Source organism: Chelativorans sp. J32, assembly GCF_000518985.1.
In the GTDB taxonomy this organism is placed as follows: Bacteria; Pseudomonadota; Alphaproteobacteria; order Rhizobiales; family Rhizobiaceae; genus Chelativorans.
On record NZ_JAEQ01000002.1, the window covers coordinates 407,254 to 424,614 of the forward strand.

Sequence of the window (17,361 nt, forward strand, 5' to 3'; positions counted from 1 at the left end):
GGATAACATTCCTTAATCTGAGTGGGATTCGCGCAGGCTTATGGGAGTGCCGAGGGGAAAGTCGCCCCCCGGGCCGAGATCATGCGTACAGCTTGAGGGTGTGGAAGGTGGCAGTTCTACTCGAAATTGGCGAGAAGCGCCGTTAGGTCCTGGATCATAAAAAATTCCAGGGCGAAGCCATGTTCGAAGTGGCGTACCACGATGCCCCGCAGATTTGCCAGAAAGATCGTCGAGCCGATGGGCGGTTTCACGGCAGTCTCCACCGCGGCACCGGAAACCGAAAGATCGACGATACGGCATGGATGCTCATGCCCGTCGGGGGAGCGGACTGTGCTCATCGGGTTCGCCGGAGTCACCCGCTCGTAACGACGCTCCTCCGGTAGATCCAGTTCATGCCGGTTCGCGAGCCACGTCAATTGGGACGCAAGCTTGTCGCGCTTCCTTTGCGAGGCTTTGATCGTCATCGCAAACCCGTCCGCGAACACGCGCGTAATGCGGCCTTCGATCCGACCAATATGCTCGAGATAGACGACGACCCGCTCACCCATTCGGCCGATACGTTCTGCCTTCAGCGCGACATCGCCCGGCGATATGTCTATCACCTGGCAGGAATGCTCGGAGCGATCCTGGAGCATGTAGCGGCCAGATAGGATGATCTTTACGCGCTGAAAACTGCGCCTTTCGGGATGCGAGGCTATCTGGCTTGTTGCAACGACCATGGTCACCCACTGTGCCGGTAACCGAGCGGCCGGCAAACGGCTTCATTTTAGGACAGATGGTTAAGATAGCGTGTAGCTCCTGTGCTAGGCCGAAAGCGAGCTTGCCTTGTGCATATGCGCACGCTGCTGCCATAGATCCGGCAAGCTCCTTTGGCACTCCGCCTGATTTGAGCATTCCGGATGGGCATCATGAATAAGAACGCTTCCGAAGCGGGCGGTTCGGCCCGCACGATGAGGCGTATCCTCATCATTGGCGGACCAGGGTCGGGCAAATCAACCCTTGCCCGCAATACTGGCGATATCCTCGGCCTTCCCGTATTTCATTTCGATCATATACATTGGAAGCCGGGGTGGACGCCGCGCCCGGATGAGGAAAAGCTTCCGTTGATCGAACAGATCATCGCAGGTGACGCTTGGGTGCTGGAAGGCAATCACTCACGCTCCTTCGAGATGCGGGCGGCGCGCGCCGACACTCTGATTTTCCTGGATATGCCGCGCTGGTTGCGGATGAGCCGAATCATCCGCCGCTGGATTCAACATCGCGGTACGACGCGGCCCGACCTGCCGGAAAATTGCCGGGAGCGGCTTGCGCCTGAATTCCTGCGCTACAGCTGGAACTGGAATCGCGTGACGCGGCCCCGCGCGGTCCGTCTCGCGGAGGAGAGCCGAGAGCTGCTCGACGTCCATATCCTTCGCTCGCCTGCCGATGTCCGGCGTTTCGAAACGTTCTTGCGAAATAAGAAACAGGAAGCGGGTTCAAGCGCCGTCTAGCTGCGGCGGCCGCCTTCGAATACCAGCAGGTGGCGAATACGGCGCACGTTGCTGCCGAAAGCTTCCACCAGGGCCTGGCCATCCGGAAGAAGGGGAGGAACGGAGACCGTCTTGCGGTTTGAAAGCAACAGCGGCTCGCGATCCGGATCGATGAGCCGGAAGCTTTCCAGTCGGTTTTCACAGACCGGGTCCGCGCCGAGCCAAAAAGGCTTGTGGACCGGCTGGAGCGTGCCCAGGACGCGGGTGTGATCGTCATCACTTCCAAGTGGAAGAAGCAGGAGTTCGAAGCCATTCAGTCGGCCGTCCCCGGTCGCACCTTCGAACGTGATATAGAGGGCGGATTTATCGGCCAGAAAGCGCCGCATGATACGCGTGACCGCCTGCTGGTCACCGCCGGTCCATAATGATGTGAAGGCCGTTCCCCTCAACTCCTTGCCGTAGATTGCGCAGATGCGGGTGCCGGCAAGGCGGAAGAGGATCGCCCCACGCGCATTGCGTTCCAGAATGAAAGTGTCCGGCAGGAGCGACTTGATCTCGCTGGGAGCGATCTCCGTTCGTAGCGGCGCGGGCCGACCTGCACGCAACCGATTCCAATATTGGAACAAAGCGATCGATCCATCCTGAAACATTTTTGAGCCGTCCCGTTTTGAGATTTCTTTTGTCCCAGAGGTGAACAGAAGCGAGCCCCCACACCCCTCAATGCAGAACAAGCAGGTTGCGTGCCAGCCCCGGGAAAGGTTCTTAACGGGAGGGGTTCATTATGGTTGACGGTTCCTTACTCGTTTGATTCAAAACCGCTTTTCCTGGAAGGGCTTTCCCTCAGGCCGGAATCGCAACCGAAGTAACGCTTTCTTTGGCGGCTCTGGCATGCCCCTTGCACCTCAGGAAATTGGGGACAGGGGACTCGACCGGGAGCCGTCCAGCGGAGACGCTGGGCGGCTTCTGTTTTTCCGCTATGTCTGGTAGGCACACCGAAACAGCCGACCATTCAGGACATGAACGAGATCATCACCGAAGAGCAGCCGGAAACCAGGGAAGAAGGACCGCGGCGCGAGCCGATCTTCAATCTGGCGGGCGTTGTGGTCGCCATTATCCTCCTTTGCACCGGTATTCACGCTCTGCGGGTATATGTGCTCGCGCCCGAGGCGGACGACCGGCTCATCCTGCACTTCGCTTTCCTGCCCCTGCGGTATAATGGCGACTACCCCATCGACATCTTCGCCCTGATCAGCCCTCTGACCTATTCGTTTTTGCACGGCAGTTTCGCGCATCTCGCGGTGAATATGATCGCGCTCGCCGCTTTCGGCTCGCCGCTGGCAAACCGCATAGGCGCGGCTCGGTTCTTGCTGTTCTGGGTTGCCGCGACGCTGGCTGCCGCACTTCTTCATTTCTGCTTCTATCCAAACGATGCATCACCGCTGGTCGGTGCATCCGGCGCCATTTCGGGGATGTGGGGGGCAGCCGCCAGGTTCGATTTCCGGGTCGACCGGAGGGCACGAAAGCCCGGCTTCTTCGGGCCGGTTCTGCCGCTATCGGCGGTCTTCCGGTCGCGCATGGCCCTTGTTTTCATCACAGCCTGGTTCATCACCAATATCGCGGTCGGTGTGACGTCCGGAAGTAACGGAGAGCCGCAGATTGCCTGGATCGCCCATATCGGCGGCTTTCTGTTCGGCCTGCTGGCGATCCGCTTCTTTGACCGGCACCCGCCGAAGGAGCAGGCGGCTTAAAGCGCGTCGGCTTGCAAAGGAGGAACATCGGGGGCAACATTCGATCTGAGGGAGGTTCATGGATCTATTGAGCGAGGAGGAGATCACGTGACGGTCAAGGCTATACTCGATGCGAAGGGACGCGATGTTGTGAGCATCGCGTCGGAACGGACATTAAGGGAGGCGGCGGAGCTTCTTGCGGAACGGCGGATCGGCGCCGTGGTGGTGTTGGATGGGAGCGGCCGGATCGGGGGCATTCTTTCCGAACGTGACATCGTCCGCGCAGTTGCCAGAGATGGAGCGTCCGCTCTTGATATGGCCGTTTCCGTGGCGATGACGGCGAAGGTGAGGACCTGCCGCGAGAGCCATACGGTCAATGAAGTCATGCAGATCATGACGCAAGGCCGCTTCCGCCACTTGCCCGTGGAGGAGGGTGGAAGCCTCGTTGGCATCGTCTCGATTGGCGACGTGGTGAAACGGCGCATCGAGGATGTGGAGCGCGAGGCGGAAGAGATCCGGACCTATATTGCGACAGCGTGAGGAGAGGCTGCCGCAATGCCGGCAGCCTCAGCTTCTTCAGCGATTATCGGGTTGCGACCGGACGAGCTCCAGACCGCGCCGCGTGATGCGGTAAGGTCCACCGTTTACCGACGCGATGGCGCGCTTGCGCTTCACCTTGCGGAAGAGCGCAAGGTCAAGGCCGGGAAAGTGCCACCCGTCGCGGGTAAAACAGGAGAGTTCGATGATGCGGCCGTTCTCGTCCTTTTCGATCTGAATGCGGCCGCCTTGCGCCAAAATATGAAGGATGCGCTGTTCTGCACGCGAGATGTCCATTTCTGATCCTGGAAAACCTGTGGCGCATGCGCGCCATACCTCACTGCCGCATCACCCGCGGGCGTGCGGTGGTTCAGGTCAGCCCTGGCCCGAGGGGCGCAGGGCTTCAGCAGGTCTCCAGTTGGGTAGACATCAAAACTCCATCTGCGAAATGCGCTCATAGCGCAACTTATGGCATGACGGAAGTCCTTCCGCTTGCCACGCTGCCGCGATTGTTCTAGCGAAGACCGCAGTTGCGAAAATCGCAATTTCCCTTTCTGCAATTCGACAACACGGCACCATGACGATTATCGATACGCGCACGCCCGATCCCAAGCGGCTCATCTCCGGCGCCACCGGCGACTGGGAAGTGATCATCGGCATGGAGATCCATGCCCAGGTAACGTCGCGCGCAAAGCTCTTTTCAGGCGCCTCGACGGAATTCGGGGCCGAGCCCAACGCCAATGTCAGCCTTGTCGACGCGGCCATGCCCGGCATGCTTCCCGTGATCAACGAGGAATGCGTGAAGCAGGCGATTCGCACGGGCCTCGGACTCAAGGCCACGATCAATCATCGCTCGGTCTTCGATCGCAAGAACTACTTCTATCCGGACCTGCCGCAGGGCTACCAGATCTCCCAATACAAGCAGCCGATCGTTGGAGAGGGTGTGGTGACCGTCTCCGTCGGTCCCGCCAAAGACGGAAGCTTCGAGGAGATCGAGGTCGGCATCGAGCGCCTGCACCTGGAGCAGGACGCCGGAAAATCGCTGCACGACCAGCATCCGACCATGTCCTATGTGGACCTGAACCGGTCGGGCGTGGCGCTGATGGAGATCGTGTCGAAGCCCGACATGCGTTCGGCGGATGAGGCGAAAGCGTTCCTGACGAAGCTGCGCACCATCCTGCGCTATCTGGGCACCTGCGACGGGAACATGGACGAGGGTTCTATGCGCGCCGACGTAAACGTGTCTGTGCGCCGGCCGGGCGAGCCTTTTGGCACGCGTTGCGAGATCAAGAACGTGAACTCGATTCGCTTCGTCGGACAGGCGATCGAATCGGAAGCACGGCGTCAAATCGCGATCCTGGAGGATGGCCGCAAGATCGACCAGGAGACCCGGCTCTTCGATCCGAGCAAGGGTGAGACGCGTTCCATGCGCTCCAAGGAGGAAGCGCACGACTACCGCTACTTCCCCGATCCGGACCTGGTGCCGCTCGTTTTCGACCAGGCCTATGTGGATGCGCTTGCAGCGGAGCTGCCGGAACTGCCCGATGAGAAGCGGGCGCGTTTCATCCGGGATCTCGGCCTGTCGGAATATGACGCTTCGGTGCTCGTCTCGGAAAAGGCGATCGCCGAATATTTCGAGAAGCTCGCGACCGGTCGCGATGGCAAGACAGCGGCCAATTGGGTAATCAACGATCTGCTCGGTGCTTTGAACAGGACGGGCCAGGACATTGAGAATACGCCCGTATCGCCTGACCAGCTCGGCGCAATCATCGACTTGATCAAGGACGGAACGATTTCCGGCAAGATCGCGAAGGATCTGTTCGAGATCGTCTGGAACGAGGGTGGCGACCCGGTGAAGATCGTCGAGGATCGCGGCCTGAAACAGGTGACGGATACCGGCGCTATCGAGAAGGCTGTGGACGAGGTGATCGCGGCCAACCCGGATAAGGTGGAGCAGGCGAAGGCCAAGCCGACACTGGCAGGCTGGTTTGTTGGCCAGGTCATGAAGGCGACCGGCGGAAAGGCCAATCCGCAGGCCGTGAACGATCTGGTCAAACAGAAGCTCGGGATTGAGTAGGCTGAGCAGGTCGCTGCTGGAAAGCCTCATCATCCGCTCTGCGCGGGCGGATGATCTGCCCCACATTGTGGCTCTCTTTGCCGCCGACGAGCTGGGCGGACATGGCGATACGACTGATCCCGCCGCTGCGGACGATTATCTGAGGGCATTCGAGGCTATTTCGGCGAGTCCCAATGACAGCCTTTACATCGCCGAGCTCGATGGTGAGGTGGTCGGCACTTTCCAGACAACTCTTACCGCCACGCTCTCCGGCCGGGGTGCCACCAACATGACAATCGAGGCTGTTCAGACGCGATCCGACCTTCGGGGACGAGGCATCGGTGCAGCGATGATCCGCTTTGCCATTGACCTGGCGCGCGAAGCCGGTGCGCGGCAGGTGCAGCTTACCTCCAATGCGGTGCGCGTAGACGCTCACCGCTTTTATGAACGGCTCGGCTTTCAGAAGAGCCATGTGGGCTTCAAAATGAGGTTATGGCAATAGCGTCGAATGCGCGCGGGCTCTTGCCTTCGGTTCGTCGCACCGCCATAAGCAGGGAAACGGCCAGTGATTGCTCGCGAAGGAATGCGATGAAAAAGTTCCTGCTCCAGTTCTTCACCTGGTGGAATGGTCAGACACTCGGTACGCGCTTTCACACATGGCGCAAAGGCGAGCGTGTGGGCGAGGATGAGTTCGGGAATGTCTATTATCAGGGCGGAACGGACTCCGAAGGCCGCACGCGGCGCTGGGTGATTTATAATGGCTATGCGGAGGCCTCCGCCGTGCCCCCCGGCTGGCACGGCTGGTTGCACCACAAGGTGGACACGCCGCCTTCCCAGGAGAACTACAAGCCCTTCGAATGGCAGAAGCCGCATCTGCCCAACCTGACCGGCACTCCGGCGGCTTATCGTCCGCGGGGTTCAGTGCTCACGAATGAGGGACGTCCGCGGGTTACCGGCGATTATGACGCCTGGACACCGGGTGGTTAGGCATATTTCTCGCCACAATTGCGCAATAACCCCGGTGACGATCGATTTGGAAACCGGGCAGAGGACGGGAAGCATATGAGGGAATCAACGCATATCTCCCGAAATGCAATATGGGCGGCCGCGGCAGCAATGGCGGTTTTCCTCACCTTTCCCGCCCAGGCCGAGCGGATCACGAACCCCGTTGCGGAATTCAGCGGCATCGACAAGATCACCGGTCGTATCACCAATTTCGACGTCTATATGGACGAGACGGTCCAGTTCGGTGCGCTTCAGGTGACGCCGCGCGTCTGCTACAGCTCACCTGAGACTGAGGAGCCGAAGACGGATGCCTTCGTTGAAGTGAACGAAATCACGCTCGACCGGCAGATCCGACGCATCTTTACCGGATGGATGTTCGCCGAGAGCCCCGGCATCAATGCCATCGAGCATGCCGTCTATGATGTATGGCTGAAGAGCTGCAAGCAGACGTCCGACGTGCCTGCTCCCGCGACCAATTGAGAGGCGGGTGGGGCGGCTCGTGATTTTCTCCGGCGCGGAACCACGCTGAAAGCGTTGGGGGGCGGTGTGCCTCTCCCTCTTTAGAACCTCGCCGTTTCCTCCAGCGCTTCGGCAAGCATCTGTTCATAAAGGCGGCGGGGCACATCAATTGCTCCAAAGCGCCTCAGATGCTCGGTGGTGAATTGGGTATCGAGCAAAAGAAACCCGTGCTCCCGCAAGCGCTCGACCAGATGTACAAGGCATATCTTCGAGGCGTTGGGCTCGCGTGAGAACATGCTTTCGCCGAAGAAGGCACGGCCGAGAGACACGCCGTAGAGGCCGCCGACCAGTTTGCCGTCGCGCCATGCTTCCACGGTGTGGCAATGCCCGCGCTTGAAGAGCTCCGTATAGGCTTCACGGATCGGCTCGTTGATCCATGTATCGGAGCGCTCCGGGGAGGGTTCCGCACAGGCCGTGATGACGCCTAGGAAGTCCGTGTCATAGCGGATATCGAAAGGCTCCCGCCGCATCAGCTTCTTCAGGCTTTTCGGTATATGGAAGCTGTCCAGCGGAATGATGCCGCGCGTTTCCGGACGAACCCAGAAAACCTCGGGATCGTCCGCGTGCTCGGCCATGGGAAAGACCCCTGTCGCATAGGCACGCAACAAGAGATCCGGCGGGATATGAAAACCGGGGGCGAGGGGGCGCGTCATTGCAGCGCCCGGAAACTATTCGCTGGCCGCGAGATGGTTCTCCAGCCAATGGATGTCATAATCGCCGTTTGCCACATCGACATTGCCCACGAGCTCCCGAAAGAGCGGCAATGTGGAATTGATGCCGTCGACGACGAATTCGTCAAGAGCACGGCGAAGACGCATCATACATTCTACCCGGTTGCGACCATGCACGATCAGCTTGCCGATGAGGCTGTCGTAATAGGGCGGAATCCGATAGCCGGAATAGACGCCCGAATCCACGCGCACGCCCAAGCCCCCCGGGGTATGGAAATGAGTGATCGTGCCGGGCGAGGGGACGAAGGTACGCGGGTCTTCCGCATTGATGCGGCATTCTATGGCGTGACCATGGAAGCGGACATCCTGCTGGCGGACAGACAAGCCGGCGCCCGAGGCAACCCGGATCTGCTCGTGCACAAGGTCGATGCCGGTGATCGCTTCCGTCACCGGGTGCTCGACCTGCAGCCGCGTGTTCATTTCGATGAAATAGAACTCGCCGTTCTCGTACAGGAACTCGATGGTGCCGGCGCCGGAATAACCGAGCTCAGCCATCGCGTTTGCGACCGTCTCGCCGATGCGCGTGCGCTGTTCCACATTGAGCGCGGGGGAGTTCGCCTCTTCCCAAACCTTCTGATGGCGCCGTTGAAGCGAGCAGTCGCGTTCGCCGAGATGGATCGCATTGTGGGCGCCATCGCCCACCACCTGCACCTCGATATGACGAGGTTTCTCCAGATATTTCTCGATATAGACCGCGTCGTCGCCGAAAGCGGCACCGGCTTCCGTGCGCGCGGTAGCCAGCGCCTCCGCGAGCCCGGCTTCGGAGCGCGCGACCTTCATGCCACGGCCACCACCGCCGGCGGATGCCTTAATAAGCACCGGGTAGCCGATCTCGGCAGCGATGCGCTTTGCCTCCCGCTCGTCGGTAACGGCGCCTTCCGATCCGGGCACAACCGGTATGCCCAAGCGCTTTGCTGTCCGTTTGGCTTCGATCTTGTCGCCCATGATGCGGATATGCTCGGCCGACGGACCGATGAAGGTCACGTTGTGGGCGGCCAGTATTTCCGCGAATTTGGCGTTCTCGGAGAGGAAGCCATAGCCCGGATGCACCGCATCGGCGCCTGTGATCTCACAGGCAGCGAGAATCTGATGGATGTTCAGGTAGCTTTCGCGTGAAGCCGGCGGGCCGATGCAGACACTCTCGTCCGCCAGGCGTACATGCATGGCATCGGCATCCGCCGTGGAATGCACCGCCACCGTCTGGATTCCGAGCTCCTTGCAGGCGCGAAGCACCCGGAGCGCGATTTCGCCGCGATTGGCGATGAGGATCTTCTGGAACATTGCGGTGTCGGTCCCGGGAGCTATTCGATTACGACCAGAGGCTCGCCATATTCGACGGGCTGCCCATCCTCGACCAGGATGGATTTGACCACGCCGGCGCGAGGCGAGGGGATCTGGTTCATCGTCTTCATAGCTTCGATGATCAGCAGGGTCTGCCCCTTCTCCACCGACTGCCCAACCTCGATGAATGGCTGCGCTCCTGGGGCGGGCGCGCGGTAAGCAGTGCCGACCATGGGAGACGGAACCGCGTTCTTCGCGTCCTCCAATGCCTGAGCGGAGGCTTGCTCCTGGATGGGCGCTTGCCCGGCGGCAGCCGGCCCAGCCGGGGCTTGGCCCGATGCAAAGGCCGGAACGGTAGTCTGGATCACGGACGACTGTCGTGCGACGCGGATGCGCATTCCATTGTCTTCCACCTCGATTTCCGTGAGGCGGGTCTCATCAAGAATATTTGCCAATTCACGGATGAGCTGCTGATCCACACCGTTCTTCTTCATCGATATCTTTTCCTTTTGGCCCGTGCAGCCAATTATTGTCTTGCCGCCAGCGCTTCGAGCGCCAGCCTGTACCCGATCGGTCCTAGCCCGCATATCACGCCCACAACCACGGGAGCCGTCATGGTCTTATGCCGGAAAGGCTCGCGCGCGTGGATATTCGACAAATGCACCTCGATCGCCGGCATTGGGCTCACGGAGCGGATCGCATCATGCAGCGCAATCGAGGTGTGCCCATATGCACCAGGATTAAGGACGATGCCAACTCCGCGTTCCCCGGCTTCCTGGATCCAGTCGACCAGCACGCCCTCATGATTGGACTGACGGAACTCGATCTCAAGCCCAAGATCAGCGCCCGCAGCGCGGCACTCAGCTTCTATATCGGCAAGAGTCGCGCCCCCATAAATGCCGGGCTCGCGCTTGCCGAGCATGTTCAGGTTCGGTCCGTTGAGAACATATACCAGTTTCGCCATCATCTATCCCAAGGGCATCCCGCCGGCCCTCTATAATCGGCTTCGGCGGCTGCGGAAAGAGCGCAAATGCGCTCTTTCCCCGTTCCAGAAGGGGGATGATGGGTAAAAAGCGGCAACACCCTACTGCCGCGTCGCTTCAATCTTTTCGCTCAGGTGATCGGCGCCCAAAGCGCCGTAGACAACCTCCTGACCCACCACATAGGAGGGCGTGCCGCTGATCTGCAGGCGGCTCGCGAGATTGTAGGTCTCGGCAAAGCTTGCCTCGATCGCCGGGTCCTTCATCGCCTCACGCAACGCTGCCTCATCCGCTCCCAGCTCGACAGCGATGCGGATTGCGGTCTCCTCATTGGCCCGGCCCTGGTTGCCGAGGAGCCGGCGGTGGAAGTCGCCGTATTTTGCCGGTTGAAGCTTCTGGAAAGCCTTCGATACCACATGGGCCGCATGGGAATCGGGACCGAGGATCGGAAACTCCTTCAGCACGAAGCGCAGGTTGTTGTCCTTGGCAAGCAGCGCTTCCATATCGTTCAGCGCCCGTTTGCAATAGCCGCAGTTATAATCGAAGAATTCTACGATCGTGACGTCGCCGTCGGGATTGCCGATGAAGCCATCGCTCGCCTGATGGAAGATCTGATCGGCCGCATCGGTTATCACCTGCTGGCTGGCGGCCGCCTGCTGCGCTTTCATCTTCTCTTCGAGGGCGGACTGCACCTCCAGCAGGATTTCCGGATTGGCGAGGAGATATTCGCGGACGATTCCCTCGATCTGAGGCTTGGTGAGCGCGCTTTGCCCGGCGGCCTGCTCCTGCGCCTGGAGTTGATTCGTGCCCGTGATGGCGAGAACCGAGGCAAAGGACGCAGCGAAAAGCAGTTTTTTCATGATCTTTCCCTTGTGGGCCGGATGGCCTGCCGGTCACGGCCGCCGAACCGAATGTCAGTTCATTCTAGTATCACTTTCGGCCTGGTTCGCGAAATTCGATAATATCCTGCGCACGGACCCATTCCGGCGAACCACGTTTCAATTTCATTTGTGCCCGTGCCGCCATGACCTTTGCATCACGATAGGCACCTGAATGGAAATAACCTTCAGCGGTGGCCAGTTCGGCTGGTCCGATCTCCCCCAATTGTCCATAGGCTTGGGCGAGGAAGCGATAGCCGTTGACGTAGCTGGGCTCGCGCGTCAATCCCGATTCCAGCTGGGTGGCAGCGCGGCGTACCAGGTCGGGCTGTCCCGTTGCGAGGAGCGCCTGGCCGTAGCCCACTTCGAGCAGACCCGAGCGCGGCGCCAGCTTCATCGCGGTCGCGTAAGCTTCCGCCGCCTCGCGCGGCCGATTGGCCTTCACCAGGATTTCGCCGCGAAGCTCGTGGAAATACCCGTTGCGCGGCTGGCTGGCGATGAGCTGATCGACCTTGGAAAGAGCATTGCGAGGATTGCCGCTGAGATAGCTGGTGATCGCATCCGCATATAGAACTGGCAGACCGCCCGCATCCTTGCGGAAGACACGGGGGATAGCATTCCGTCCCGCCGTGTAAGCCGCTATCTTCGCACGCGCCAAATCATGGCGCAGCTGCAGGGCCGGCGGATCGGTCCGGTCATAGAAGCGGCTCTTCTTGACGAGCGCTTCGAGATTGGCGATCCGGTCGCGCGGCATGGGATGGCTGACCTGATAAGGATCCACATTCACGCCGGCCAGCGCCAAATCGCCGGCCATGCGCTGGAAGGTGATCAGCATTCCCCGACCCGACTGGCCGGTGCGCTCCAGATAGGCGACCGCCGAGCGGTCAGCCGTGATTTCTTCCGTGCGCTGATAGGCAAGAAGACTGCGGCGGGCTGCTTCTGAACCGCCCATGGCCAGCCCGACGCCGGCTTGCGCAAGATCGCCTTGGTTGCTTGCCGCGGCCGCCACGCCTGCGCCGATGCCGAGCAGCGTCGCAACGACGGCCATGGTCTGGGAGCGGGCCAACTGCTCGCGAAGCCTGTGCTGGTGGCCCCCGGCAAGATGCGCGACCTCGTGAGCGATGACCCCGATAATCTCATTCGGCGTTTCCGCTGTAAGCAGCGCGCCGGTATGAATGAAGATGCGCCGTCCGGCCACGAACGCATTGAAGCGATGGTCATTGACGAGCACGATCTCGATACTGGATCGGCTAAGGCCCGCGGCTTGAAGGATCGGCCCTGCATAATCGGCTACGAGCGCTTCGATCTCGGCATCGCGGACGATGGGAACGCCGCGCTGCGCGGCAGCCGGCGATACGCTTACGAATATATATGCCGCGGCCAGAAGTGCGGCGATTGTCCGGTAGAAGTGCACAGTAACAAATCGGGGCAAGGTCACCATCGCCGACACCGATATTTGATTATCATGGCAAGGAGAAGGCGTTGCGCCCGTCTCAGTTTCCGCAACACCAATCATCTTCCGAACCGGTTTGAAAGAAAACTGCAGGACTTACCAAGAAGAGTCCAGAGTGCCGATTGAAGAAAGGCGGGGCATCCGCCCGGCCTTACAATCAGAAGAAGCTCTTACGCTGCCACCACCCGGTTTTACGCGGAGGAGCTGCCTCACCGCCGCCTTCTCCCGTCGAAGTGACGACGGGTTCCTGCTTTTCGGATGTATTGGCAGCATTCCGGCGCGAAGGCTTGGGCCGAACTTCCTCGGTCTTCTCTTCGAACGCAGGTTCGGCCAGTGTTTCGGCCGCAGGAGCGGCTTCCTCTACAGCCGGGACTTCGGCAGTTTGCACGTTTTCCTCGGCTACCGCTTCCTTTTTGGCGCGCGGCTTCCGGCGCGGCTTCTTGGCCGGTTTCTCCTCAGCCGCAGGCTCTTCGACGGCAGGCTCTGCGTCGGTTGAAACCGCCTCCACAGGGCCCGCCGGCGCCGGCTCGGGCGCTGCGGCAGGCTCTTCCGCAGGGGCAGCCGCTACGGCTTCTTCCCCGTCATCTTCCTGCTTGACTTCAGCGTCCTCATCGCGGCGGTTCCGCTTGCCTCCGCGCTTCCCGCGGTGCCGCTTCTTGCGTGGCTCAGCTTCTCCGTCTTCGGCGGTGGTTTCAGCTTCCGCCTCAGCCGTGGCAATTGCCTCGGCTTCGGCTTCCGTCTCTTCTCCTTCTTCGGAGCCTTCGCTCGATTCGTCCGTTACCGCGGCGTGCGGCATGGCCTGCTCGACAGCGCGGTCCTTTCCGCCACGACGGCGGCGCCGGCGGCGGCGCTTGCGTCCGGGCGCGCCGGATTCCTCGGCGCTGGCATGCCTTTCCTCCTGCTCCTGCTCCTCCGCCTCTTCGGCGTAGGCCGTCTCCTCCACGTCGGGTTCCTCCTCCGGCACCGTCTGTACGGCGGCTTTGGGGGCGGGGGTGCGGGTAGAGGGCTGGCCCTTCACGATCGCATAGTGCTGGGTGCCCAACTCCTCGTCGGTCTCGATAGTGATATTGACGCCGAAGCGGGTTTCCAGTTCGACAAGCGTCGTGCGTTTGTGGTTGAGAAGGTAAAGCGCCGTGGAGGTGGGCGTGCGCACGGTGATGTCGTGGCGCCCGTCCTTCAACAGATATTCCTCGATTGCGCGGACCACCATGAGAGCAACCGACGAATCGGAGCGCACATGGCCGGCACCGCCGCAATGCGGGCATATCTGCATCGTGCTTTCCAGAACGCTCGAGCGGATGCGCTGGCGCGACATTTCCAGCAGGCCGAAATGCGAAATACGTCCCACCTGAATGCGGGCGCGATCGCTCTTCAGACATTCTTTGAGTCGCTTTTCGACCGCCCGGTTGTTCCGGTTCTCCTCCATATCGATGAAATCGATGACGATCAGGCCGGCAAGGTCACGCAAGCGAAGCTGGCGGGCAACCTCTTCCGCCGCCTCGAGATTGGTCTGGAGCGCGGTGTCCTCGATCGAATGCTCCTTGGTGGAGCGGCCGGAGTTCACGTCGATGGAGACGAGTGCTTCGGTCTGATTGATGATGATATAGCCGCCCGACTTCAAGGTCACCTGCGGCTGCAGCATCTTGTCGAGCTGCGCCTCAATGCCGTTGCGCGCAAAGATGGGGACGCTGTCACGATAAGGCTGCACGACCTTGGCGTGGCTGGGCATCAGCATCCGCATGAAATCCTTGGCCTCACGATAGGCTTCCTCGCCCGCCACCAGGATCTCGTCGATGTCCTTGTTGTAGAGGTCGCGTACCGCGCGCTTGATGAGGCTGCCTTCCTCATAGACAAGCGCGGGTGCAGTGGATTCGAGCGTCAGCGTGCGGACGCGTTCCCAGAGCCGCATCAGGTACTCGTAGTCGCGCTTGATCTCGGCCTTGGTCCGGTTGGCGCCCGCTGTACGCAGGATGACTCCCATGCCTTCCGGCACGTCCAGGCTTTTCACCACTTCCTTGAGCCGCTTGCGATCCTGCGGATTGGTGATCTTGCGCGAGATGCCGCCGCCGCGCGCCGTGTTCGGCATCAGCACGGAATAACGGCCTGCAAGCGAGAGATAAGTGGTCAGGGCTGCGCCCTTGCTGCCGCGCTCCTCCTTGACCACCTGAACCAGCATGATCTGGCGGCGCTTGATGACTTCCTGGATCTTGTAGTTGCGGCGCACGGGGTGGCGGCGATTCTGCGCTTCATCAAGCGCATCCTCTGCACCGACCGTGTCGACTTCGTCCGAACCGTTGGATTCCTCCGAGCCGTTTCCATTCGATTCGTCTGAACCGTTGCCGTTCAGCTCCTCGGACCCATTGTCTGACGCGTGCGGCTCGGAAACCGCATCGCCCTTGACGACTTCGGCCTGCGCCCGTTCCTTGTTGTCGGCGGAAGCTTCCTCGGCCTTCGCGTCACGGCGATCCCCGCGGCGACGCTTCTTACCGCGCCCGCCCTGTGCTTCACCTTCCTCCGCCTCGTCTGCAGCGCGCGCTTCCTCAGCTTCTGCCTGCAGCAGCGCCTGCCGGTCAGCGACGGGGATCTGGTAGTAGTCGGGGTGGATTTCGCTGAAGGCGAGGAACCCGTGCCGGTTTCCTCCATATTCAACGAACGCAGCCTGTAACGAAGGTTCTACGCGGGTCACCCGCGCCAGATAAATATTTCCTCTGAGCTGCTTCTTGTCTTGTGATTCGAAATCGAACTCTTCGATACGATTACCGCGCAGGACGACAACGCGGGTTTCCTCCGGGTGGGAGGCGTCCATCAGCATTTTGTTTGCCATAAAGTCTTTTCTCCCCGGCAGGAATCCTCCGCCGGGCGGGGGCATTCAACCTCCCCGCCGCGCCGCTCTGGGATCCTATGCCGGATAATTTGATGCCTGCCGGTCCCGGCTTTGGAGCAGAAGAATGCCGGACCGCCGCCAAATCGCTGCGGATTCTCCCGGGGCTACTCCTCACTGCGCTCAACGCCATAGCATCGCCTGGCAGGACCGTTTCAACCAAGACCCGGATCGCCGGGCCGCCTTTTGCTCGTTTTGAGCCGGCACGGGAACATTCCCGGCCGTTTCCTCGCTTAAGGGTTCCGGCCAAGCCGCAAACACCTTGAGAAATCCTTTGAGCCATCATCCGCGCCGGCATTGCGCTACGGAAACTCACCGCCAACCCTATTCTTTCAGGGGGCGACTCCGTGGATAAGACGCCACGATGGTTCAAAATCGCTTTTATGATTTGACACCGTCCATGGCAACCCTGAAATCACATAGGGCATCCTTGCCTTGAAGCGGCCCAAAGCCTCGGCTAACGCGCATCTTTCCGACTGCCAACGAGTGGGGACTTACGTGGCGGAACAATCGACACCGATAAGCGTGCCAGCGCTTGGCGCCCGGCAGGAAGCACTGCGCAGGCAGTTCGCTTGCGGCCGTCTTGTTCTCTTCGCCATCTTCTCGGTGCTGGTGTTCTTTAGCGTTTCGGCCCGCGCGCAGGCACCCCAGCCGCTCGTGGCTTACGAATATACGATCGCCGGAGATGAGAATCGCGTGCGAATCGTGCTCAATTTCGACCGGGAGCCAAAAGTAAGCTGGTTTCTTCTTCGCGCGCCGCACCGCCTTGTCGTAGACCTTCCCGAGACGGAGTTCAGCATAGAGGAGCAGGAAGCAGAGCCTAGAGGCTTGATCTCTCGAGTGCGTTATGGCCGGATGACGCAAGGCCATTCCCGAATGATCTATACAATGCCGGGTCCGTTCAAGGTCGAAGAGGTTTCTGTTCTGAAGAACGAAAGCTCGCCGGGACATCGGCTGATCGTCGACATCGTCTCTGCCTCGGAAAGCGCTTTCGAAGCGGCCATGCGCGAACGTCTCAATATTGCTCCCGAGGCGGGAACGGCAACGAATGCCCCGGCGCGCAAACCCAAGGAGGATCGGTTCACCATCGCCCTCGATCCCGGCCATGGGGGCATCGACGGCGGTGCGCGCGGCGTCAGCGGAACCTTCGAGAAGACGATCACGCTCTCCTTCGCCAAGGAACTCAAGGACCGATTGGAGGAAACCGGTAAGTATAATGTCGTGCTTACCAGAAGCGAGGACGTCTTCCTGAGGTTGGACGAGCGTGTACGAATCGCGCGCGAGAACGAAGCCGACCTTTTGATATCGATCCATGCCGATGCGATTTCGATGCGCAATTTTCGCGGAGCCACCATCTATACGCTTTCGGACCGGGCTTCGGACGCGGAAGCGGCCGCGACGGCCGCCCGCGAAAACCTATCGGACGAAATCGCCGGGCTGACGGTCGAGGAGGAGCAGGACCACGTTACCGACATCCTTTTCGACCTCATTCGCCGCGAAACCCATGCTTTTTCGATTCACTTCGCCCGCACCCTGCTCGATGAGCTGAGTGACACGGTGCATCTCGTCGGCAATCCGCTTCGTTCCGCCGGGTTTCTCGTCCTCAAGGCACCGGACGTGCCTTCCGTTCTCGTGGAACTCGGCTATCTCTCGAATGCGGAAGACGAGAAGCAGATGCAGGATCCTGCCTGGCGGGCGAAGGCCGTGGAATCCATATTTGACGCGATCAATATATTCGCAGCTGCACGAGCGGGAGGGTAGTGGATCGTTGCAATCAGACAACGCTCTCGATTCTTTTCGCATCGATAGATGATAATGACTGGCCCCTTGCCCAATTTTGCTCA

At 60.5% G+C, this 17,361-nt stretch carries 18 protein-coding genes; 8 read left to right on the forward strand and 10 right to left on the reverse strand.

Annotated features, from left to right (window positions below; translation table 11 throughout):
* Positions 1-116: 116 nt before the first annotated feature.
* Positions 117-719: a PilZ domain-containing protein gene (locus CHEJ32_RS0105280; protein WP_051469484.1), complete on the reverse strand. Its 603-nt coding sequence runs from the start codon at positions 717-719 to the stop codon at positions 117-119.
* A gap of 189 nt (positions 720-908) precedes the next feature.
* Here CHEJ32_RS0105280 and CHEJ32_RS23960 point away from each other — a divergent pair, with 189 nt between their 5' ends.
* Positions 909-1,490, forward strand: coding sequence for a hypothetical protein (locus CHEJ32_RS23960; protein ID WP_156936612.1), 582 nt, complete (start codon positions 909-911; stop codon positions 1,488-1,490).
* Here CHEJ32_RS23960 and CHEJ32_RS0105290 read toward each other — a convergent pair.
* Positions 1,487-2,119 carry a PAS domain-containing protein gene (locus CHEJ32_RS0105290; RefSeq protein WP_028032928.1) on the reverse strand — a complete coding sequence of 211 codons (633 nt, stop codon included), beginning with the start codon at positions 2,117-2,119 and terminating at the stop codon, positions 1,487-1,489. The two genes, CHEJ32_RS23960 and CHEJ32_RS0105290, sit on opposite strands and share 4 nt — an antisense overlap.
* A gap of 366 nt (positions 2,120-2,485) precedes the next feature.
* Here CHEJ32_RS0105290 and CHEJ32_RS0105295 point away from each other — a divergent pair, with 366 nt between their 5' ends.
* Complete coding sequence (locus tag CHEJ32_RS0105295; protein WP_028032929.1) at positions 2,486-3,217, forward strand: rhomboid family intramembrane serine protease; 732 nt, start codon at positions 2,486-2,488, stop codon at positions 3,215-3,217.
* A gap of 87 nt (positions 3,218-3,304) precedes the next feature.
* A complete protein-coding gene (locus CHEJ32_RS0105300) occupies positions 3,305-3,736 on the forward strand; it encodes a CBS domain-containing protein (protein WP_028032930.1) in 432 nt (143 codons plus the stop codon).
* A gap of 36 nt (positions 3,737-3,772) precedes the next feature.
* Here the strand turns inward: CHEJ32_RS0105300 and CHEJ32_RS0105305 are convergent, their stop codons facing one another.
* Positions 3,773-4,030 (reverse strand): YjhX family toxin, encoded by a 258-nt coding sequence (locus tag CHEJ32_RS0105305; RefSeq protein WP_028032931.1) that lies wholly within the window; start codon positions 4,028-4,030, stop codon positions 3,773-3,775.
* 280 nt (positions 4,031-4,310) lie between these two features.
* Between CHEJ32_RS0105305 and gatB the strand changes: the two genes are divergently transcribed.
* The 4 genes from gatB to CHEJ32_RS23965 all read left to right on the forward strand — a co-directional run bounded on the left by gatB (position 4,311) and on the right by CHEJ32_RS23965 (position 7,274).
* Positions 4,311-5,810, forward strand: a complete 1,500-nt coding sequence (gene gatB, locus CHEJ32_RS0105310) for an Asp-tRNA(Asn)/Glu-tRNA(Gln) amidotransferase subunit GatB (RefSeq protein WP_028032932.1) — start codon at positions 4,311-4,313, stop codon at positions 5,808-5,810.
* Positions 5,803-6,291: a GNAT family N-acetyltransferase gene (locus tag CHEJ32_RS0105315; protein ID WP_245260976.1), complete on the forward strand. Its 489-nt coding sequence runs from the start codon at positions 5,803-5,805 to the stop codon at positions 6,289-6,291. The genes gatB and CHEJ32_RS0105315 overlap by 8 nt, the downstream gene beginning before the upstream one ends.
* 86 nt (positions 6,292-6,377) lie before the next feature.
* The gene (locus tag CHEJ32_RS0105320) at positions 6,378-6,776 is read left to right on the forward strand and encodes an NADH:ubiquinone oxidoreductase subunit NDUFA12 (RefSeq protein WP_028032934.1); all 399 of its coding nucleotides are present in this window, start codon (positions 6,378-6,380) and stop codon (positions 6,774-6,776) included.
* Between the two features lie 75 nt (positions 6,777-6,851).
* Positions 6,852-7,274: a DUF2155 domain-containing protein gene (locus CHEJ32_RS23965; RefSeq protein ID WP_034657873.1), complete on the forward strand. Its 423-nt coding sequence runs from the start codon at positions 6,852-6,854 to the stop codon at positions 7,272-7,274.
* Positions 7,275-7,354: 80 nt separating this feature from the next.
* On the opposite strand, the gene aat is transcribed toward CHEJ32_RS23965, so the two are convergent.
* The 7 genes from aat to CHEJ32_RS0105360 form a co-directional block, all read right to left on the reverse strand.
* Positions 7,355-7,966 carry a leucyl/phenylalanyl-tRNA--protein transferase gene (gene aat / locus CHEJ32_RS0105330; protein WP_028032935.1) on the reverse strand — a complete coding sequence of 204 codons (612 nt, stop codon included), beginning with the start codon at positions 7,964-7,966 and terminating at the stop codon, positions 7,355-7,357.
* Between the two features lie 15 nt (positions 7,967-7,981).
* On the reverse strand, positions 7,982-9,325 hold the full coding sequence (gene accC, locus CHEJ32_RS0105335) for an acetyl-CoA carboxylase biotin carboxylase subunit (protein ID WP_028032936.1): 1,344 nt from the start codon (positions 9,323-9,325) through the stop codon (positions 7,982-7,984).
* Between the two features lie 20 nt (positions 9,326-9,345).
* Complete coding sequence (accB, locus tag CHEJ32_RS0105340; protein ID WP_028032937.1) at positions 9,346-9,825, reverse strand: acetyl-CoA carboxylase biotin carboxyl carrier protein; 480 nt, start codon at positions 9,823-9,825, stop codon at positions 9,346-9,348.
* Between the two features lie 26 nt (positions 9,826-9,851).
* On the reverse strand, positions 9,852-10,289 hold the full coding sequence (gene aroQ / locus CHEJ32_RS0105345) for a type II 3-dehydroquinate dehydratase (RefSeq protein ID WP_028032938.1): 438 nt from the start codon (positions 10,287-10,289) through the stop codon (positions 9,852-9,854).
* Between the two features lie 120 nt (positions 10,290-10,409).
* Positions 10,410-11,165 (reverse strand): DsbA family protein, encoded by a 756-nt coding sequence (locus CHEJ32_RS0105350; RefSeq protein WP_028032939.1) that lies wholly within the window; start codon positions 11,163-11,165, stop codon positions 10,410-10,412.
* A 70-nt stretch (positions 11,166-11,235) separates the two neighbouring features.
* On the reverse strand, positions 11,236-12,624 hold the full coding sequence (locus tag CHEJ32_RS0105355; RefSeq protein WP_034657924.1) for a M48 family metalloprotease: 1,389 nt from the start codon (positions 12,622-12,624) through the stop codon (positions 11,236-11,238).
* 169 nt (positions 12,625-12,793) lie between these two features.
* Entirely contained in the window at positions 12,794-15,460 is a 2,667-nt protein-coding gene (locus CHEJ32_RS0105360) for a ribonuclease E/G (RefSeq protein ID WP_028032941.1), read from the reverse strand.
* A gap of 555 nt (positions 15,461-16,015) precedes the next feature.
* Between CHEJ32_RS0105360 and CHEJ32_RS0105365 the strand changes: the two genes are divergently transcribed.
* Positions 16,016-17,278 carry an N-acetylmuramoyl-L-alanine amidase gene (locus CHEJ32_RS0105365; protein WP_084032689.1) on the forward strand — a complete coding sequence of 421 codons (1,263 nt, stop codon included), beginning with the start codon at positions 16,016-16,018 and terminating at the stop codon, positions 17,276-17,278.
* The last annotated feature ends 83 nt before the right edge of the window (positions 17,279-17,361 follow it).

What these genes read in the sequence shown, in the direction of transcription:
- CHEJ32_RS0105280 (WP_051469484.1), bottom strand. Translation starts at nt 719, where the DNA reads ATGGTCGTTGCAACAAGCCAGATAGCCTCGCATCCCGAAAGGCGCAGT.
- CHEJ32_RS23960 (WP_156936612.1), top strand. Translation starts at nt 909, where the DNA reads ATGAATAAGAACGCTTCCGAAGCGGGCGGTTCGGCCCGCACGATGAGG.
- CHEJ32_RS0105290 (WP_028032928.1), bottom strand. Translation starts at nt 2,119, where the DNA reads ATGTTTCAGGATGGATCGATCGCTTTGTTCCAATATTGGAATCGGTTG.
- CHEJ32_RS0105295 (WP_028032929.1), top strand. Translation starts at nt 2,486, where the DNA reads ATGAACGAGATCATCACCGAAGAGCAGCCGGAAACCAGGGAAGAAGGA.
- CHEJ32_RS0105305 (WP_028032931.1), bottom strand. Translation starts at nt 4,030, where the DNA reads ATGGACATCTCGCGTGCAGAACAGCGCATCCTTCATATTTTGGCGCAA.
- gatB (WP_028032932.1), top strand. Translation starts at nt 4,311, where the DNA reads ATGACGATTATCGATACGCGCACGCCCGATCCCAAGCGGCTCATCTCC.
- CHEJ32_RS0105320 (WP_028032934.1), top strand. Translation starts at nt 6,378, where the DNA reads ATGAAAAAGTTCCTGCTCCAGTTCTTCACCTGGTGGAATGGTCAGACA.
- CHEJ32_RS23965 (WP_034657873.1), top strand. Translation starts at nt 6,852, where the DNA reads ATGAGGGAATCAACGCATATCTCCCGAAATGCAATATGGGCGGCCGCG.
- aat (WP_028032935.1), bottom strand. Translation starts at nt 7,966, where the DNA reads ATGACGCGCCCCCTCGCCCCCGGTTTTCATATCCCGCCGGATCTCTTG.
- accC (WP_028032936.1), bottom strand. Translation starts at nt 9,325, where the DNA reads ATGTTCCAGAAGATCCTCATCGCCAATCGCGGCGAAATCGCGCTCCGG.
- aroQ (WP_028032938.1), bottom strand. Translation starts at nt 10,289, where the DNA reads ATGGCGAAACTGGTATATGTTCTCAACGGACCGAACCTGAACATGCTC.
- CHEJ32_RS0105350 (WP_028032939.1), bottom strand. Translation starts at nt 11,165, where the DNA reads ATGAAAAAACTGCTTTTCGCTGCGTCCTTTGCCTCGGTTCTCGCCATC.
- CHEJ32_RS0105355 (WP_034657924.1), bottom strand. Translation starts at nt 12,624, where the DNA reads ATGGTGACCTTGCCCCGATTTGTTACTGTGCACTTCTACCGGACAATC.
- CHEJ32_RS0105360 (WP_028032941.1), bottom strand. Translation starts at nt 15,460, where the DNA reads ATGGCAAACAAAATGCTGATGGACGCCTCCCACCCGGAGGAAACCCGC.